The sequence below is a fragment of the Pararhizobium arenae genome (assembly GCF_001931685.1).
Lineage (GTDB): Bacteria > Pseudomonadota > Alphaproteobacteria > Rhizobiales > Rhizobiaceae > Pararhizobium > Pararhizobium arenae.
This window is the reverse complement of record NZ_MOOY01000010.1, coordinates 72,099-86,743: the sequence shown is the minus strand read 5'-3', so window position 1 is coordinate 86,743 and position 14,645 is coordinate 72,099. Positions and strand designations below refer to the sequence as shown.

19 protein-coding genes are annotated in these 14,645 nt (G+C 56.6%); 13 read left to right on the top strand and 6 right to left on the bottom strand.

The window, feature by feature from the left end; genetic code table 11:
• Positions 1-4: 4 nt before the first annotated feature.
• The 3 genes from BLX89_RS20800 (at position 5) to BLX89_RS20790 (ending at position 2,233) form a co-directional block, all read left to right on the top strand.
• Positions 5-1,174, top strand: a complete 1,170-nt coding sequence (locus tag BLX89_RS20800) for a YcaO-like family protein (protein ID WP_075292887.1) — start codon at positions 5-7, stop codon at positions 1,172-1,174.
• Positions 1,171-1,896, top strand: coding sequence for a TfuA-like protein (locus tag BLX89_RS20795; protein ID WP_075292886.1), 726 nt, complete (start codon positions 1,171-1,173; stop codon positions 1,894-1,896). The genes BLX89_RS20800 and BLX89_RS20795 overlap by 4 nt, the downstream gene beginning before the upstream one ends.
• Positions 1,897-1,993: 97 nt before the next feature.
• Positions 1,994-2,233, top strand: a complete 240-nt coding sequence (locus BLX89_RS20790; RefSeq protein ID WP_143523709.1) for a hypothetical protein — start codon at positions 1,994-1,996, stop codon at positions 2,231-2,233.
• A 760-nt stretch (positions 2,234-2,993) separates the two neighbouring features.
• On the opposite strand, the gene BLX89_RS20780 is transcribed toward BLX89_RS20790, so the two are convergent.
• Positions 2,994-3,491 carry an NUDIX hydrolase gene (locus tag BLX89_RS20780; protein WP_075292957.1) on the bottom strand — a complete coding sequence of 166 codons (498 nt, stop codon included), beginning with the start codon at positions 3,489-3,491 and terminating at the stop codon, positions 2,994-2,996.
• A 160-nt stretch (positions 3,492-3,651) separates the two neighbouring features.
• Positions 3,652-4,536, bottom strand: a complete 885-nt coding sequence (locus BLX89_RS20775; RefSeq protein ID WP_075292883.1) for an MBL fold metallo-hydrolase — start codon at positions 4,534-4,536, stop codon at positions 3,652-3,654.
• A 140-nt stretch (positions 4,537-4,676) separates the two neighbouring features.
• On the opposite strand from BLX89_RS20775, the gene BLX89_RS20770 reads away from it, so the two are divergent.
• Together BLX89_RS20770 and BLX89_RS24830 are read left to right on the top strand one after the other, a co-directional pair.
• Positions 4,677-5,501 (top strand): manganese catalase family protein, encoded by an 825-nt coding sequence (locus tag BLX89_RS20770; protein WP_075292882.1) that lies wholly within the window; start codon positions 4,677-4,679, stop codon positions 5,499-5,501.
• Positions 5,502-5,656: 155 nt separating this feature from the next.
• Positions 5,657-5,809, top strand: a complete 153-nt coding sequence (locus BLX89_RS24830; RefSeq protein ID WP_198935178.1) for a hypothetical protein — start codon at positions 5,657-5,659, stop codon at positions 5,807-5,809.
• 99 nt (positions 5,810-5,908) lie between these two features.
• Here BLX89_RS24830 and BLX89_RS24410 read toward each other — a convergent pair whose 3' ends face one another.
• Positions 5,909-6,094 (bottom strand): hypothetical protein, encoded by a 186-nt coding sequence (locus BLX89_RS24410; RefSeq protein WP_143523708.1) that lies wholly within the window; start codon positions 6,092-6,094, stop codon positions 5,909-5,911.
• A 146-nt stretch (positions 6,095-6,240) separates the two neighbouring features.
• Between BLX89_RS24410 and BLX89_RS24825 the strand changes: the two genes are divergently transcribed.
• The 4 genes from BLX89_RS24825 (at position 6,241) to BLX89_RS20755 (ending at position 7,493) form a co-directional block, all read left to right on the top strand.
• On the top strand, positions 6,241-6,387 hold the full coding sequence (locus BLX89_RS24825; RefSeq protein ID WP_198935177.1) for a hypothetical protein: 147 nt from the start codon (positions 6,241-6,243) through the stop codon (positions 6,385-6,387).
• A 107-nt stretch (positions 6,388-6,494) separates the two neighbouring features.
• On the top strand, positions 6,495-6,731 hold the full coding sequence (locus BLX89_RS20765) for a DUF982 domain-containing protein (RefSeq protein ID WP_075292881.1): 237 nt from the start codon (positions 6,495-6,497) through the stop codon (positions 6,729-6,731).
• Between the two features lie 82 nt (positions 6,732-6,813).
• Entirely contained in the window at positions 6,814-7,194 is a 381-nt protein-coding gene (locus BLX89_RS25505) for a hypothetical protein (protein ID WP_075292956.1), read from the top strand.
• 17 nt (positions 7,195-7,211) lie between these two features.
• Complete coding sequence (locus BLX89_RS20755; protein ID WP_075292880.1) at positions 7,212-7,493, top strand: hypothetical protein; 282 nt, start codon at positions 7,212-7,214, stop codon at positions 7,491-7,493.
• Positions 7,494-8,138: 645 nt separating this feature from the next.
• On the opposite strand, the gene BLX89_RS20750 is transcribed toward BLX89_RS20755, so the two are convergent.
• Entirely contained in the window at positions 8,139-9,791 is a 1,653-nt protein-coding gene (locus BLX89_RS20750) for a sensor histidine kinase (protein WP_075292879.1), read from the bottom strand.
• A 488-nt stretch (positions 9,792-10,279) separates the two neighbouring features.
• Between BLX89_RS20750 and BLX89_RS20745 the strand changes: the two genes are divergently transcribed.
• The 3 genes from BLX89_RS20745 to BLX89_RS20735 all read left to right on the top strand — a co-directional run bounded on the left by BLX89_RS20745 (position 10,280) and on the right by BLX89_RS20735 (position 11,909).
• A complete protein-coding gene (locus tag BLX89_RS20745; RefSeq protein WP_075292878.1) occupies positions 10,280-10,507 on the top strand; it encodes a hypothetical protein in 228 nt (75 codons plus the stop codon).
• 116 nt (positions 10,508-10,623) lie between these two features.
• Complete coding sequence (locus BLX89_RS20740; protein WP_075292955.1) at positions 10,624-11,244, top strand: BA14K family protein; 621 nt, start codon at positions 10,624-10,626, stop codon at positions 11,242-11,244.
• A 194-nt stretch (positions 11,245-11,438) separates the two neighbouring features.
• Complete coding sequence (locus BLX89_RS20735; protein ID WP_083637779.1) at positions 11,439-11,909, top strand: hypothetical protein; 471 nt, start codon at positions 11,439-11,441, stop codon at positions 11,907-11,909.
• Here BLX89_RS20735 and BLX89_RS20730 read toward each other — a convergent pair.
• Together BLX89_RS20730 and BLX89_RS20725 are read right to left on the bottom strand one after the other, a co-directional pair.
• Complete coding sequence (locus BLX89_RS20730) at positions 11,851-12,525, bottom strand: response regulator (RefSeq protein ID WP_075292877.1); 675 nt, start codon at positions 12,523-12,525, stop codon at positions 11,851-11,853. The two genes, BLX89_RS20735 and BLX89_RS20730, sit on opposite strands and share 59 nt — an antisense overlap.
• Complete coding sequence (locus BLX89_RS20725; RefSeq protein ID WP_075292876.1) at positions 12,522-13,916, bottom strand: sensor histidine kinase; 1,395 nt, start codon at positions 13,914-13,916, stop codon at positions 12,522-12,524. The genes BLX89_RS20730 and BLX89_RS20725 overlap by 4 nt, the downstream gene beginning before the upstream one ends.
• Positions 13,917-14,240: 324 nt before the next feature.
• On the opposite strand from BLX89_RS20725, the gene BLX89_RS20720 reads away from it, so the two are divergent.
• The gene (locus tag BLX89_RS20720) at positions 14,241-14,636 is read left to right on the top strand and encodes a DUF1236 domain-containing protein (RefSeq protein WP_075292875.1); all 396 of its coding nucleotides are present in this window, start codon (positions 14,241-14,243) and stop codon (positions 14,634-14,636) included.
• Positions 14,637-14,645: the final 9 nt, after the last annotated feature.

Genomic DNA, 14,645 nt, shown 5'->3' with positions numbered 1-14,645 from the left:
GCCAGTGGACCGCGCGTGCTCTCCTGACGAGACGTTCAATCGCGTCTCTCCCTATCTCAAGCAATTTGGTATCACGCGTGTTGCGCGCCATACCGGCCTCGATCACATCGGGGTTCCGGTATGGTGTGCTTATACTCCCAACTCACGATCCATTGTGGTGGCTCAGGGTAAAGGGCTTACGGATGCGGATGCACGTATCTCGGCTGTCATGGAGGCGCTCGAGCGAGCAACCGCAGGGGCGCCCGCAATGCCGGGGCGTTTGGCTGATATGAAAACCTTGATGGCGGAAGGTGCTATTGTCGATGCCGTACCTGAACTCCTCGCACTCGGCCAGTCGGTCCCAAACAACTATGAGGAAATAAGCTGGCTTTCCGGGCAGGAACTCATCAGTCGGCAGCGCGCCTACGTGCCAGGCGATGCAGCCGTCCTTGACCGCACGCGAACCGATCATCGGTACTGGATGTCATCTGACGGACTGGCCTCGGGCAATACCACCCAGGAAGCGATCCTGCATGGCATACTGGAGCGGATTGAGCGCGACGCTTTTGTTCTTTGGCAGGTCACGGCTGCGGAGCGCCGATATAAGGCATGCGTTGACCCGAAGAGTTTTCAAAGCGCTGCTGTGATTGGCTTGGTGGAGCAATTTGGATCAGCGGATCTGACCTTCCGATTGTTCGACATAACCAGTGATATCGGCATTCCAACATTTGCGTGTTTCCTTGCACCTCAGGACATAGAGAAAAACCGATCTCTCCGGTATGTCGATGTCACATACGGCTGCGGCACACATCCTGACCCGCAACGCGCCGTGATGCGAGCGATGACGGAAGCGGCCCAGTCACGCATGACCTTCATCAGCGGTGCGCGGGATGATGCGTACCGGCAGACATTCGAACAGCCGCTGCCGGCTGAAACCGGACTGGCGTTCAAGTCGAAGGCGATAGAGAGCGCCATATACCAACCCGCACCCCCGCTTGGTATCGGAGAACTGCTTGAGCAAACTCTCGATCGGCTGAAGGCGGCAAGGGTGCCGCGCGTGATCGCGGTTCCTCTGCATTCTCCCGGTCTGCCGTTCAGCGTCGTCAAAATCTTTATCCCAGCTCTCGAGAATCCTGACGACGCCAGAGCGCGGCGTTTTGGGCCGCGGGCCCTGTCCAGGGCCTTGCTTTCATGAAGATTGTCTTTGTTGGACCCACACTGCCGGACGTCCTCGACCTCGTGAGCGCAGATGTTGTCGTCAAACCGTCCGCCGTCCAGGGAGACATCTTGCGGGCCGTGCGCGATGGCGCGACGGCCATTGGCCTGATTGACGGCGGCTTCGAGTATACGGCACCGATCTGGCACAAGGAAATTCTGTACGCCCTCTCGCTCGGTGTGACCGTGCTCGGAGCGTCCAGCATGGGCGCGCTTCGCGCTGCCGAGTGCGAAACGTATGGGATGATTGGCGTCGGAACGATTTTTCGAGGGTACGCGTCGGGCGAACTTGTCGATGACGCAGATGTTGCGCTGCTTCATGGCCCAGCGGAACTCGGAAGTCGGCCCATCACCTTGCCGTTGGTTAATGTCCGAGCAACTTTGCAAGCCTTGACGCAGATCGGCAAACTCCATCCTGCAGATGCCGAAATGCTTGGTGTTGCTGCCGAAAAGCTGTTCTTCAAGCAGCGAACCTGGAAGCGCATCGTCGCCTCCGCCAAGTCGGCTTGTGACGGCAACGTGCTCGAACATCTGCTTGTGTCGGCCTATGTTGATCAAAAGCGTCTGGATGCCATCGAATTGCTCCGGCTATTGCACCAAATTCCCGAACGGCGCCTCTCCCCATCGCGCCTTTGGGTCTTCCAAGAAACGACGATCTGGCAGGAAATGTGCAGGCGCTTCGAAATTGCATCGACAATCTGACATGCCGCAATTGTATATGTCACGCTCATGTCACGCCCAACAGCACGACAAGTGGGTTAGGCTCATCCAAATCAATGCTTTAGAAACGGATTGGGCTATGGCTAGGACTTCAGAAAACGCAACACATGAGATCGGCCCGGAAGCGCGCGACGAAGACATTGCAAGCCTCGCCCGCATGATTGCTTTTGCCAGAAATGCGGCCCATGATCTTGGAATGGACCAGACGGTCTATTGCCTGACCCTGTCTCTGCAATCCATATCCCAACATTTGAAATCCGAGGATCCAAACGGGTTTGCGGCTCACGAGGACTTCAAGCTGGTGATGTCTCGCCACTGAATACTCGCGGCCAGCGATAACAAAGCGGCAATATTCGGATCGTAGAATACAATGGTTCATGGGCGGAAACCCTGAGCAACGGCAAGGTTCCGACGTCACGATCGGGCCTTGCCACCTCGTATAAGTTCATCTGAACTCTATTATGCTTTCCTGAAAATCGACGGCGAAAAGGTGGGCTTGTCCGATACGGCCTCGTCCTGATCGACGCTCTCCTGTGCGCTGACCAATTGTCTCAAGATCGCCACAGCCTCTCCCGGCGAAGTCCCTTTGCGAAATTCTTGTTCTATGCGTCTTTGCCATAACAGCATGTGCGTGCGGGAGATGGCCTTTGGCATTCGAATGACTTTTGAGCTTGAGAATAAGAGAGTTTGGCGAACTAAAATGGTCTAGATTAATTTTAGAACAAACTACTAAAACTTATAGGTTAAAATATGGAGTTGCACACCTCATATAAACGGACACTATGAGTTTGCAACCCCTAGTGAGACCGCCATGACCACTACACCTCACATTGTTGATCACGTCATGCTCGTAAAATCGTTCGCAGATGCTCGGAACGACGCGTTTCTCTCATACCTCATGGCGATGGCCATTCTGCATTGTCAGAAACTGGGCTCAACTCAAGAAACAAGGCTGCAATCGTCGAAAAGCGGTGCAATTGTTCGTTGAGCAATGAGCCTCCTCGGTAATATTGACGAACTCAGGAGCTCCGGCGGAATGGGGCTGGGCTGATAAGAAGCGGCAAGCCCTCGTTCATCGGCTATCGAGGCGAAAAATCGATGACCAAGGATTTTAGCTCGATTTCCCGTAGGCGCCTTGCAGCCTCAGCACGGGTGACCCAGGCGACCTGACGTTCGCCTTTCTCCTTGAACCTCTGCACGATCTCTGACACTTCCATCTGGAAGACGTCTACAATGCACGGCACGACTTGGCCGTCGTCAAGCATCTTCAAGTAGGTGTAGTTGCCGACAGGTCTCTTTCGAACTTTGCCACGAACACCTGCTTCCTGAAGCGCCTCAATGGCTGCAGCCTGTGACAAAGATTTGCCTTTCATCGGCCATCCCTTCGGAATGACCCAACGGCCACTGTCGCGAGACGTGATGACGAGAATCTCGATCTCTTTGGTCTCCGGAACGGGCCGGAAACATAACGCTGCCACCTGCTGTCGAAATGCTCCCGAAAACAGTTTGTCTGGCCTCGAAGCGAGTTGTTGCAACAGCGTCTTAGGGCGATGCTTTTCGTGCCTATCGTTTTTCAGCGGTCCCGAGCCCTTTGAAACATCTGTTCCCCTTAAACGGCTTACAGCAAAATCGACTTGGGCGTCGCCAAATCCAATATTGGTGTAACATCGGCCCGTAAATTTCCACAAGAAGAACAGCCACGACGTTTGCAATGCGATCGCGAGCTGAAACACGAACCTATCGATAAGCATCATTGTCATGCTTGCCCGGCTTGGCTGGATCGATTGCATAGCGTCCTCCGGGAGGGACGGCTATTGCCTGAAAATCCGCTGCAAGCTGATGCAGACGTTCCCGCATGCCGCTACCTTTCACCGGTTGCCCATGCCCGCTGATCAAAAGCTCAGGCTCCAAAGAAGCCAGAAGTTGGACGGATTTTTCCGCGTCCTCCCAGTCCGCTGTGAGATAACGAGGCGGGCCGTGCATTTCGGGTTGCTGCGTGATCACCTCGTAAATCGACTCTTGACCGGTCGTAACAATTGCGTCGCCGGCAATGAGCGTCCTATCTTCTTCGCGCCACAGGGAAACATGTCCCGGCGTGTGGCCGGGCGTGTGAATCCATGTCCAGCCTGGCATACCCGGAACTGATTGATCAAAGGGCAAATTTCTCAGCCAGGGACGGACATCGACAGGTGAGCGTGGAAACACCGGTGAAAGAAGCGCAACTACGCCGCCGCCGACCATCGGATCGGCAGGCGGGTAAGAGGCTTCTCCGCTCAAGTAAGGCGCCTCCAGAGGATGGGCGTAGACAGGTACGTCCCAATGTTCAGCCAACGTCTCGAGCGAACCCGCGTGATCGAAGTGGGCGTGGGTCATGATGATCGCTGTTGGCCGCGCGTCTTTTCCAAAGCGGTGTTTGGCTGCCTTGATAATCGTCCTGGCCGATGTCGGCAAACCGGTGTCGATGAGCGTCCAGCCCCCTTCACTCGCAGGATTTCCGTAAAATATCACGTTGACGATCATGAAACGACTGTAACACAGGTCCAGAGCAAACTGCCGGGCACCGGAGGCGGTTTCGACGATGGGGGCAAGATCCGTACTGGTCAGTGATAGTTGCAAAGTCATCGTTGGCTCCTGTCGTGATCTGCAACGAACAGACTCTTGCACCTGAAGTTCCCGCTGTCTGGTCAGAAACGAAACTTCCATCTCGGGGAAACTTTTTGGCAACCCGCTTGTTGGCGGTCTTCCAACAGAAAGGAAAGCCAATGTTTTATACCGATGGGAAACTGCAATATCCGGTTCGGGTGGAAACGCCGGACCCATTGTTTGCTCGCGCCTTGCAGCAGGCAATAGGTGGCGTCGAAGGTGAAATCCGGGTGGCGATGCAATACTTCTTCCAGGCCTGCGGCGCCCGAGGCAACCCGAAATTCCGCGATCTCCTGATAAACACTGCGGCTGAAGAACTTGGCCACATTGAAATGCTTGCAACCGCAGTCGCAATGAACTTGGAGGGCGCGCCCCTGAGCCTCCAGGAAGACGTGGCGGCAGACCCAGTGGGTGGCGCGGTACTGGGCGGATTGAACATGAAGAACCTCCTGTCTGCCGGGCTCTCAGCGATGCCGGTCGATTCAGATGGCGTCCCTTTCAATATGTCGCACATCTATGCCAGCGGTAATATAGCCGCAGACATGACGGCAAATGTCGCAGCCGAGTCTACGGGGCGCGTGCTTGCTGTGCGCCTTTTCAACATGACCAGTGATCCCGGTATGAAGGACATGTTGTCGTTCCTTATCGCCCGCGACACGATGCACCAAAATCAGTGGCTGGCTGCCCTGGAAGAATTGGGCGGTGCCACAGGGGCGTTCCCGATCCCTAACAGTTTCCCGCAGGAACAGGAAAAACAGGAGTTCAGCTACGCCTTCCTCGGATTCCAAGCAGACGGCACTGACCCTGTCGCCGGGCGGTGGGCGGCCGGCCCTTCGATTGATGGCAAGGGAAATTTTGCTGCGGGGCCTATGTCTCCACTCGGCCAGAAGCCTGTACTAGGCGCTGCCATGCCTAACAGTGGGGCTCAGGCAGAACAAATGTGAAGTTGACGAGCCGCTCTCGGGCGGCTCGTTCCCCATACAGCACCATTTTCCTTCAAATACGGCGTTTTGAGTGAACCTTCCGCCCTCAGAGCAGGAAATAAGGAACCTGCGCCTGGGATCCCCGTTAGGGATGCGACTAGCACAGGAGCGATACTATGGAAAATTACATCTGGCTCTTCGCCACTGCCGGTGGCGCCTTTCTTCTAGGCGCGGTTTTGGCGTTTGGCGTACTACGTCAGAAACGACTGAGGCCAGCAGATAAGCGGCGTCAGGATGAAAAGGTCAAAAGACTTTATGAGAAGCATTGATGCACTGCGCTACAGGTAAACTCTAGCCGTTTTTCAAAAAGGTCCCAAGTCACCAAAGGCAAAGTTTTCCGGGCTTGCCGCACGAATAATGTACTGCGATCATTCCTTCTGGCCAGGCAAAGCCTGCTCGTTCTCAGGACCGGCGGGCTGATCCCCAACCGTTTCCTTCCCAGAAACCGATGCTGTCCCACTGTCCTGATAGCTCGACACATAAAGCGCAAATGCTGCACCGGCCGCGATAAAGGCCATAGCGACGATCAATGCTTTTCCTTCAACTTTTCTCATAGAACCTCCGCATCCATTTCCGCGTCGAACAAGATTTGCACCCAATTGTTCCCGACGCCCTCACGGCTTCGTCACGTTAAGACTTCGGGAGCGGGAACTTTCGGTTAAGGCCACGGTTCGGCTGTTTTCATCATGAGGAGAATGAAATGACCAGCAAGGATCCTGAAGGCAAAAACACATCCGGCGGCGGCCACCTGGGCGGGACACATCTTGGTCAGTCGCCCGATGCGAAGACCACGTCCACCAAGACGAACAAAGGCGACAAGGCTCGTCCGAACGACGGGAAAAAATGAAATGTCTTACGCCGCGGCCAACCGCAGTTATGCGCGCCCAAGAAGTTCCCGGGTACTAGGAACCAATTCCGCGATTCCCGGTTAGACGGATGCGAAGGAGAAAATCGATGACAATGAAATGGAACGAACCCGTAAAAATTGAAGCGCCGATCAGCGGCGAGGTGCAAGTCAACGGCCCGTTCGAGGCGCTAGCGGTACTGCTAGACGAGTGGCCTGACCTTCGCGGTCCGGGCTACGTCAGGGCACGCAGCCTTTGCCGGGCGGCAGTTGCAGGGCGCAAGGATGCTGAGGAAGCGCGGGAAATCTTCATTACCGCCGCCAAGGAAGCCAATATCATCCACTAACCTTGCCGGGCAACAGCAAGTAATGTCCGGTCTTCTGGTAAGGCTCAGACGCAAGCGGCAAGCTGACCACAGGATTATGCCAATGCCCCTCTCGAAGGACGAAAAATTTGCAACACGCGCACCCCGGCACCCGGTCACGGAAACGGCCACAGAAGCCCGTCAGGGCTTTTCCGGCCGGCCAGTGTTGATGGTGTTGATTGGCGGGCTTACGCTTGCGCTTCTCGCGTGGGGATTGGCCGAGTTTTACGGCGAAACCGTCGATAGCGACAGTGTCACGGAAACCCAAGCCCCTGCTGCTGCTGGGGACCAAGACCCAGCAACAAATCAGCAGCTCATCGATAATACTCCGCCCGAAGGTGAAGCAATGCAACCAGCGCCAACGGATCGCGACCCAACGCCCCAGTCGGGGACCGGCGGGGAATCTCAAACTGTCTCACCATCAGGGACAGAGAAAGTCCAATAGCGGAAGCGGAGATCCAAATGACAAATTCTTTCGACGGAGCGGGAAACTTTACGCCCCTTTCGGAGCCTGCCCCATTGGTAGACGAGGCATTGGCAGCGACAGACCGAGGTGGACAAGACCGGGAAGACGTGCGCGCACTCAAAGCAGAGGTTGATCGTCTGCAGCAGGCCGTCCGCGACACGGCCGCTGGCGCCAAACAGGTCGCATTTTCAAGGCTGCAGGATGAAGTTCAATCACAACCCCTGACTGCCGCGGTCGTGGTCGGTTTTCTCGCCTTTGTATATGGTTTGACGCGTTGATCACCCAACTTTTGAAATTATCGCAAGAGGCAAAAGATGTCGACGGCAGGTTGATACCCGGCTTGGCGCCCATTTGACGTAGGTTGGCGCCGAGTTGACCCCAAGTGACGGCAACCCATCTACTTCACGCTACCCAGACTTGAAACTCTGTCCTGCTGCAACAGTCGGGTCGTCCGTACGCGCAAACGGCATTTTGCTTCAGATCCCGGCGGTCCGGAAACACGAATTTACTCGGCAGTCGGCGCGGTGACGAAAGCGCTGGACGGTCTCTAACGTCTGCCGTTATCCCCACCGAAATCCTAGACATATTGGGCATGAGACTAAACGAGCGACATAGCTGGCTGAAGGACGGCCGGCTGGCGAGTGCAGGCACCCGCACGGTCAGGTGAAGCGGCCCTGTGCGGCAGATCACGTCTTATGTGTTCGATCTTTGGATCGTTGAGGACTTGATGGACCGAGCCTGTAACAAAGATTGGTGTAAGGAGGCGCCATTGCGTAGGCAGGAAATTGGCGTCAGGCCGCCTATAACGCGAGGCTCACCTGTTCGCTGGAAACATAGAGCAGCACGTTACGTCGAGAACCGAGAAAGGTGATTGGCAGCGCCCGAGCTGCGTAGGACGTTTTCGATCCTGGCGGCCTGTTTTGTTATGGTCCAAGGTCGGCAGATGGGTTGGTCGGAAGGGCAAAGACAAGGACAAATCGCAAGCCCTGCGGAAAATAGTCAAATCTTATCTTCGCGGCGGCCGCGCCGGGCAAGGCGTTCTGTATCAGCTTCGATCCGAAGCCTTGGCCTGTTGGCGCAACCACCGCGGGGCCACCGCGCTCGTGCCACGAGAACATCACCTCGCTCCTGGTCAGTGTCCATCCGATGTCGACATGGCCCGTCTCGTTTGAGAGCGAGCCATATTTGATCGCATTGGTCACCAGCTCGTGAATTATCAGCGACAGACCCAGCGCGATGTCAGACGTGATTTGTGCCGGGGGACCCGACGCGTGGCACCTCTTGTCTGCAAGATCACCGTATGGTTGGAGCGCGTTGCTAACAAGCGTAACGACATCTGTGCTGTGGTCCGTGCCGGACAGCAAGAGGTCGTACGCGCCGCTCAGAGCCCTTATCCGCTCACTAAAGGTCTCAACAGCGTCTCGGTCCTGCCTAAACGTCTGTCGGGCGAGCGCTGATATGATCGTCAGGGTGTTCTTGACCCGGTGGCTGAGTTCACGGGCGAGCAGCGCCCGCTTCTGGTCGGTTTTCTCCAATTCCTCACGCTGCTGGTCGAGTTGGTCGAGTAGTGTGTCAAGCGTGCGTCCGAGTGTATCCAACTCGAACGCGCCAGACATGCCGGTCCGAGCCGTGGGTTCACCGTTACGTCGCCGCTGCAGTGTATCCATGATGCGGTCTATGGGCTGCAGGATGAAGTGTTTGCCAACCCAGTGCGCGGCAAAGACTGCGACCAGCGTGCTCAACACCAACGACAGTACCCCTGCCCAGGTCGCCCGATTGATTTCTGCGAAAGCCTCTTTGGTCGAGACACCGGCGCTGACATAAAGCGGCTTGGAATCTGTAATCGGTTCGTAGCCGAGGATGCGTTCGGTACCGTCCTGGCTCATCACTTCGATCGTGCCCGCAGACTTTGAGGCAAGGAGTGATTCGAAAGGTGCCGGGATACGCGTTCCCACAAATCGCTCTGGAAAGGGTACACGCGCGATGATCGTGCCTTGTTTGTCCGCAATCGTGACGGCACCGCCTTCTTCAACGCCGCGGTCTTCAATGCGCTGCTGAAGCCAAGATAACCGAATGCCTGTGCTGAGCACGCCAACCACCTCGTCGTCCCGCCTGATCGGCATCGCAATCGGCAGCACTGCTGCGCCGGTCAGTTTGCTGATCGTGTAATCGCCAACAACGACGTCGTTTGCCTGCAAGGCATTCTGAACATAGGGCCTGTCGGAAAAATCGGTCCCGGCGGGATGTCCCTGACTGTCGCAGACAAGTTTGCCTTGCCTATCGATCAGCAGAATGGCGCCGGTCTGAACAATCCGGCTCGCAACGCTGTTCAGCGTCTGGGCGCAGCCCTCACCGCTGAGGTCGTTGACGGATGGGATAGCCGAAACGGCAATCAGAAGACTGCGCGCGCCTTCCAGAATACGCTCAATTTCTGACGCTGCAAGGCGCGCAGACGCCGCTGCTTGAGCATTGATTTGTTCGGTTCGGCGATAGCGAGAAGCGACCTCGTTGTAAATCAACAATCCTAAAGTCGGAATCAGCGCAGCCGCCGCCACAGCGAACAGTCGCTTCTTCATGAGTTATGGCCCCGCGGCAACGCAGTTCAAGTTAAAGCAATAGCTTACGGCCAGCTGCGTCGCAACCCGAGAATACGTTTTGTACATTTTTGACAATTGCTCATCAGACGACTGTGACACCACGCAGTAGATCGCGGAGCGTCGATAGCCTGCCATAGGACCAAGGTCTGATCTGTCCCGGACTGAGGTCCCGGCGGAGGAACGTAAGCCTGGCTCATGTGTTTTTTGGGCAGCAGCGATCGAGGATGCGGCAAGCGAAAGAGGCAACGATGCTTTACAGAGACACCGATTTCGCTATCGCCGCATGATTTTCGAAGCTCAGTCCATCACGTTTGCCTGGGTCACAACCCAACCCAGGACAGGGCGTAGCGAAGCAGCGGCGCGTAAAGCAAGGCGCTTCCTGGTCCGGCGGTGAACCCGCACCGCCGGACAGCCCTGAGTATTGCCCCAACGTTCCAAATCAATGTCATCGTAAGGAGGAACTCAAAATGACCGATCGTGGACCCACAGTGATCAACACAGGCAGCAGCGGCAACGGTGGTTGGGCTGTGGCGCTCGTCATCGCGCTCATCGTCATCGGCGGCTTGCTGATGTTCACCGGCGTGATCGACATCAGCGGCGGTAACGGTGGCGGCACCGACGTTAATGTCAATGTCCCCGCCGTAGAGGCACCTTCGGCGGACAAACCGGCAAGCACGCCCGCTACATCTCCATAACGCCCTCGCTTCGCGATCCGCGGCAATGGCGCCGTCGGGTCGCGAGCGGCAGGTCGGAAGCACCGAATCAACCGGTGGTAGTCGGCACCGCAAACAAGGATACGAGGTACAGGACCATGAAAGCGATACTTTCGCTGACGTTCGGCATCTTGTCGTCTGTCGGAGTCTGCACCGGAGCGGCCTCCGTGGCCTCCCTGGTGATAACCGAGGCCCCAAAAAACCTTGTTTTCAGAACCGCCTCCGCTCCTGATCTGTGGACGACGACACCGGTCCGGGTCGATCTGAGCCGACAGTCCTACGAGCGGCTTCCACCCGTGTACTCTACCTATGTTACAAATCCCTCTCCCGGGAAGGTCGCACAAGGAAGGCCGCGGCGTCCGGCGCCGGGAATCGTAGAAATTCAGCCCTCGTTTTCAACGGCACACGTTAACTGGTGCGTCGATCGCTACCGTTCCTACGACGCGGCTACCAATACGTACCGTTCCTACAGCGGCCAGACCCGCTCCTGCGATTCGCCCTATATAAACCAGCGGGCGGCCAAAGCCGGCGAGAGGCCCGGGGCTGATCCGCGTTTTGTAGCATATGGAGCGGAAAACCTACGCCTCGCCTGGTGTTCTGCTCGATACCGCTCGTATCGCGCGGACGACAATACTTATCAGCCCTATAGCGGACCCCGCCGCCCCTGCGTGCCTCCCGCACAGGCGCAACATCTGGAAGCAAGCAACGAGTGGCAGTGATTGAGCTCCAGGACGCAGTGGGCAGGCCCGTAATTGTTTGCTCTCGCCTACCCGTCTGCCCCCCGGAGCACGCATAAGGCGATTTCGCCCTGTTCTTTGCTGGGCTTGGTTATTGCGGTAAACGCTCTAATCTTCATAAACTGGATGCACCAGCGAGGTCGGGCCTGCGGGTCCGTATCATGCGGGAACGTTGTATGTCTTTGTTCATGACTGTTCAAAAAAAACTCATCAATCGCGGCTTGATCATTTTGTTCGCAGCCGCGCCCGTCACCGTGGATACCACCTCTTTTGTGCCCTATGTGACTGAGCAAACGGCATATGCTAAAAATGGAACCGATAGAGGCAACGGCGGAAACAACAACGGCAGAAGCGACAATGGGAGAGGCGATAATATTCGAGGCGATCGTGGCAATGATGCCAAAGGCAAAGGCAACGAAAGCAAGAACGGCAACGGCAAGACGCCATCTAAAAAGGAACCAGCTTCCAAGCCGGCGTCGAAAGCCAATGCTCCGCAAGAATCGATTGAAATAAGGCACACGAACGGCATAACGGAAACACTTTGGGGCGGCCGCTATGTCATGAAGGACGCCAGAGGCAGAACGATCATCAACCGGCGGGCGACATCAGCCGATATTCGTCGGTTGGGGCGGTATGCGCACCGTTGACGTCCCGCCACGCCAACGCCGCTTCCGTTCTGTTGGACACGCCGAGTTTAGTAAGGATCTGCGTCATATGGTGTTTCACCGTCTTTTCCTGCAAATCCAGTTTCAGGCCGATATGCTTGTTTGACAGTCCTTGAGCAACGAGCTCCATCACGTCCCGCTCCCGCGGCGTCAAGGCAACCTTGCGCTGGCCGCCTTCCGTAAATGATTGCTCCACGAACTTTGCCGACATTGCTGGCGTGACGTATTTCGAACCGGCGTGAATAGTACGGATCGCGTCGACCAGACCGCGTGACCCCACACCTTTCAACACATAACCGCTTGCGCCGCGCTGCATCGCGCCGACCAGACTGTCTAGTGTCTCCGATGCGGTTAACATCAGCACCTTTGTGTTTGCACTGGCGGCAAGGACGGCTTCGATCGCCGAAAGGCCATCGCCCGGCATCGATACGTCAAGCAGAAGCACATCAGGACGACACCCCGACGCGATCGCGACAGCGTCATCTGCCGTTGCGCCCTGACCCACAACAACAAAATCCTTCGTTTCTGAAAGGCTGCGGGTTACGCCTTCTCGAAAAAGCGGGTGATCGTCCACGACACCAATTTTTATCACAGTCATTTTCCGTCTTCCGTATCCATGGGTTCAAACGTCATCGTCACGGTGGTTCCGTTCTCTCCCGATCGGATGTCGAAGGAGCCACCGAGGCTGTCAATCCGCTCTCTTAAGCCAACGAGGCCGAGGCTGGTCGGGCGAACATTAGCTGTATCGAAGCCATCGCCGCGATCGCTCACCTCGACCTTTATGTGAGCATTTCTGGCGGAGACCACCACACTCTGCCCAATCCCGCCCCCATGACGAAAAGCGTTGTTGAGAGCCTCCTGTACAAAGCGATAGATACAAATCTTTACGGCGGCTGCGAGTTCCCCTCCATCGTCGTCAATTTTGACGTCGATCTCGGTATCAGTCTTCTGTCGATGGGCGCGAGCTACGCGATCCACGATCTCGCTGACAGAAGCGCTTTCGACTTGGGGAAGAACGAGGCCGCTGCAGATATTGCGGATTTCGGTAAGGGCGTCTGCCAGGCTGGCACGGATCCAGGAAAGTTCCTTCTCGCGTGTTTCGGCAGAGGTGGACTCATCGACAAGCACATCACTGTCCAACCGAAGAGAAGCATAAGCGATATTCTGAACGGGACCATCGTGCAAATCTGCGCCGATGCTGCGAAGATGGCTTTCGTTGAGAGCGGCCGCTTGTTGCGATGCGCGTTTGAGGCGTTGCTGGAGAGCCCGGTTTTCAGCAAGCATATCCGAAAGCTCGCCGACGCGCGCATTGAGCAGTTGTCGCTGGTTTTCTATCGTTCGACTTCCACGCATAACAATTGCCCACAGGACCAGAAAGAACGTGAGAATGACGCCGGCAACAGCCAGCCAACTCTGCAGGCGCGCCTGTGAAAGGCTATGCGCCAACCCGTCCGCCGTCTCGTAAAACTCCAGCACCGCGACAGCCTGCCCTGACCAAGGCTGAAGCACCGGATTATAGATTTCCATGAGCGGCGCGCCAAGGCGCGCTTCCAGGGCACTTTCTGGATCACTGGCAATGTCGTAGCGAGCCACCAATACACCCGAGAAAGCTTCCCTTAGCTTTTCGTTCACCGGAAATGTCTTGCCGGTCAATTCCTTCTGGTTCGAGTAGAGGATCGTACCGTCGCGGCTCCAGAGTTTAAAGGAGAATAGGCGACTGCCGAGCGCGCCCTGCCCTAGCGTCTCGTCGAGGGCACGGGCGCTGGCGTCGTCGAGAACCTCTTCCTTCTGCATGTCCGGCAGCAGCGGGGCAACAACACTATCAACATAGAGGGCGGTGGCCGCGCCTGAATTATGGATCACCGCCTCCTCGATGAGGCGAGAGACGAACAGCCCGACCAATATTAGTGCAAGAAGCGACACTACGCCTCCCGCCAAAACGAACTGTGCAGCAAGCGAACGAGGTTTCCAGCTGTTTATAAAGCCCATTCAATATCAGACCCAATTACGTCGCGCGAAATCCGCAGCGGGTTGTTGCGACGCGCGCGAAGCGAAAACCTGAACTGCCTGAGCCGCTTGAAGATCGCGATCACCATTTCGTGTCTCGGTTTTAGTTATCGCCCCCTTTTGTCATGTCCAGCCCCGCGCGGCGGTAATCACCCATAACGTCAACCCGCGGCCGGATTTCCATTATTTGCCCCGGACCAAAGTCCGAGGGGGAATCTGACTGAGGTCCCGGGAGTGGAACGGAGACGGTCTTTCAAAGTTCCTTGGCAGCGACCCGCGAGGTCGCGGCAACCAAGGAGGAAAAAAATGCTTTCCAAGCTCATCATCGGTGTCGCTGCTTCCGCGACGCTTTTCTCGGGCACTGCCCTCGCTCAGTCGTCTACGGTTAACGGTGCTGCAGGCGGCGCAGTCACGGGCGCGATCGTGGGAGGCCCGGTTGGGGCTGCTGTCGGCGGCGTCGCCGGCGCTATTGTCGGCACCGCAATCGACCCGCCGCCAAGCACGGTCGTTACCTATGTACGTCAGGCCCCTGCGCCCGAACCGGTTGTCGTCGAAGAGAAGATCGTCGTCGGCGAGGCCCTGCCAAGCACCGTCGTCGTGACGCCGGTACCCGATAATCCGAAGTATGCATACGCGGTCGTAAACAACGAACGCATCATCGTCGAGCCGTCTTCGCGAAAAGTCATTCAGGTCGTCGACTGACCGTTTGGC

Bases quoted from the DNA above. Each gene is read 5' to 3' on its own strand.
- BLX89_RS20745 (WP_075292878.1), top strand. From the start codon at position 10,280: ATGACCGATCGTGGACCCACAGTGATCAACACAGGCAGCAGCGGCAAC.
- BLX89_RS24825 (WP_198935177.1), top strand. From the start codon at position 6,241: ATGACCAGCAAGGATCCTGAAGGCAAAAACACATCCGGCGGCGGCCAC.
- BLX89_RS24830 (WP_198935178.1), top strand. From the start codon at position 5,657: ATGGAAAATTACATCTGGCTCTTCGCCACTGCCGGTGGCGCCTTTCTT.
- BLX89_RS20740 (WP_075292955.1), top strand. From the start codon at position 10,624: ATGAAAGCGATACTTTCGCTGACGTTCGGCATCTTGTCGTCTGTCGGA.
- BLX89_RS20720 (WP_075292875.1), top strand. From the start codon at position 14,241: ATGCTTTCCAAGCTCATCATCGGTGTCGCTGCTTCCGCGACGCTTTTC.
- BLX89_RS20795 (WP_075292886.1), top strand. From the start codon at position 1,171: ATGAAGATTGTCTTTGTTGGACCCACACTGCCGGACGTCCTCGACCTC.
- BLX89_RS20775 (WP_075292883.1), bottom strand. From the start codon at position 4,536: ATGACTTTGCAACTATCACTGACCAGTACGGATCTTGCCCCCATCGTC.
- BLX89_RS20725 (WP_075292876.1), bottom strand. From the start codon at position 13,916: ATGGGCTTTATAAACAGCTGGAAACCTCGTTCGCTTGCTGCACAGTTC.
- BLX89_RS20730 (WP_075292877.1), bottom strand. From the start codon at position 12,525: ATGACTGTGATAAAAATTGGTGTCGTGGACGATCACCCGCTTTTTCGA.
- BLX89_RS20765 (WP_075292881.1), top strand. From the start codon at position 6,495: ATGACAATGAAATGGAACGAACCCGTAAAAATTGAAGCGCCGATCAGC.
- BLX89_RS25505 (WP_075292956.1), top strand. From the start codon at position 6,814: ATGCCCCTCTCGAAGGACGAAAAATTTGCAACACGCGCACCCCGGCAC.
- BLX89_RS20770 (WP_075292882.1), top strand. From the start codon at position 4,677: ATGTTTTATACCGATGGGAAACTGCAATATCCGGTTCGGGTGGAAACG.
- BLX89_RS20790 (WP_143523709.1), top strand. From the start codon at position 1,994: ATGGCTAGGACTTCAGAAAACGCAACACATGAGATCGGCCCGGAAGCG.
- BLX89_RS20735 (WP_083637779.1), top strand. From the start codon at position 11,439: ATGTCTTTGTTCATGACTGTTCAAAAAAAACTCATCAATCGCGGCTTG.
- BLX89_RS24410 (WP_143523708.1), bottom strand. From the start codon at position 6,094: ATGAGAAAAGTTGAAGGAAAAGCATTGATCGTCGCTATGGCCTTTATC.
- BLX89_RS20750 (WP_075292879.1), bottom strand. From the start codon at position 9,791: ATGAAGAAGCGACTGTTCGCTGTGGCGGCGGCTGCGCTGATTCCGACT.
- BLX89_RS20755 (WP_075292880.1), top strand. From the start codon at position 7,212: ATGACAAATTCTTTCGACGGAGCGGGAAACTTTACGCCCCTTTCGGAG.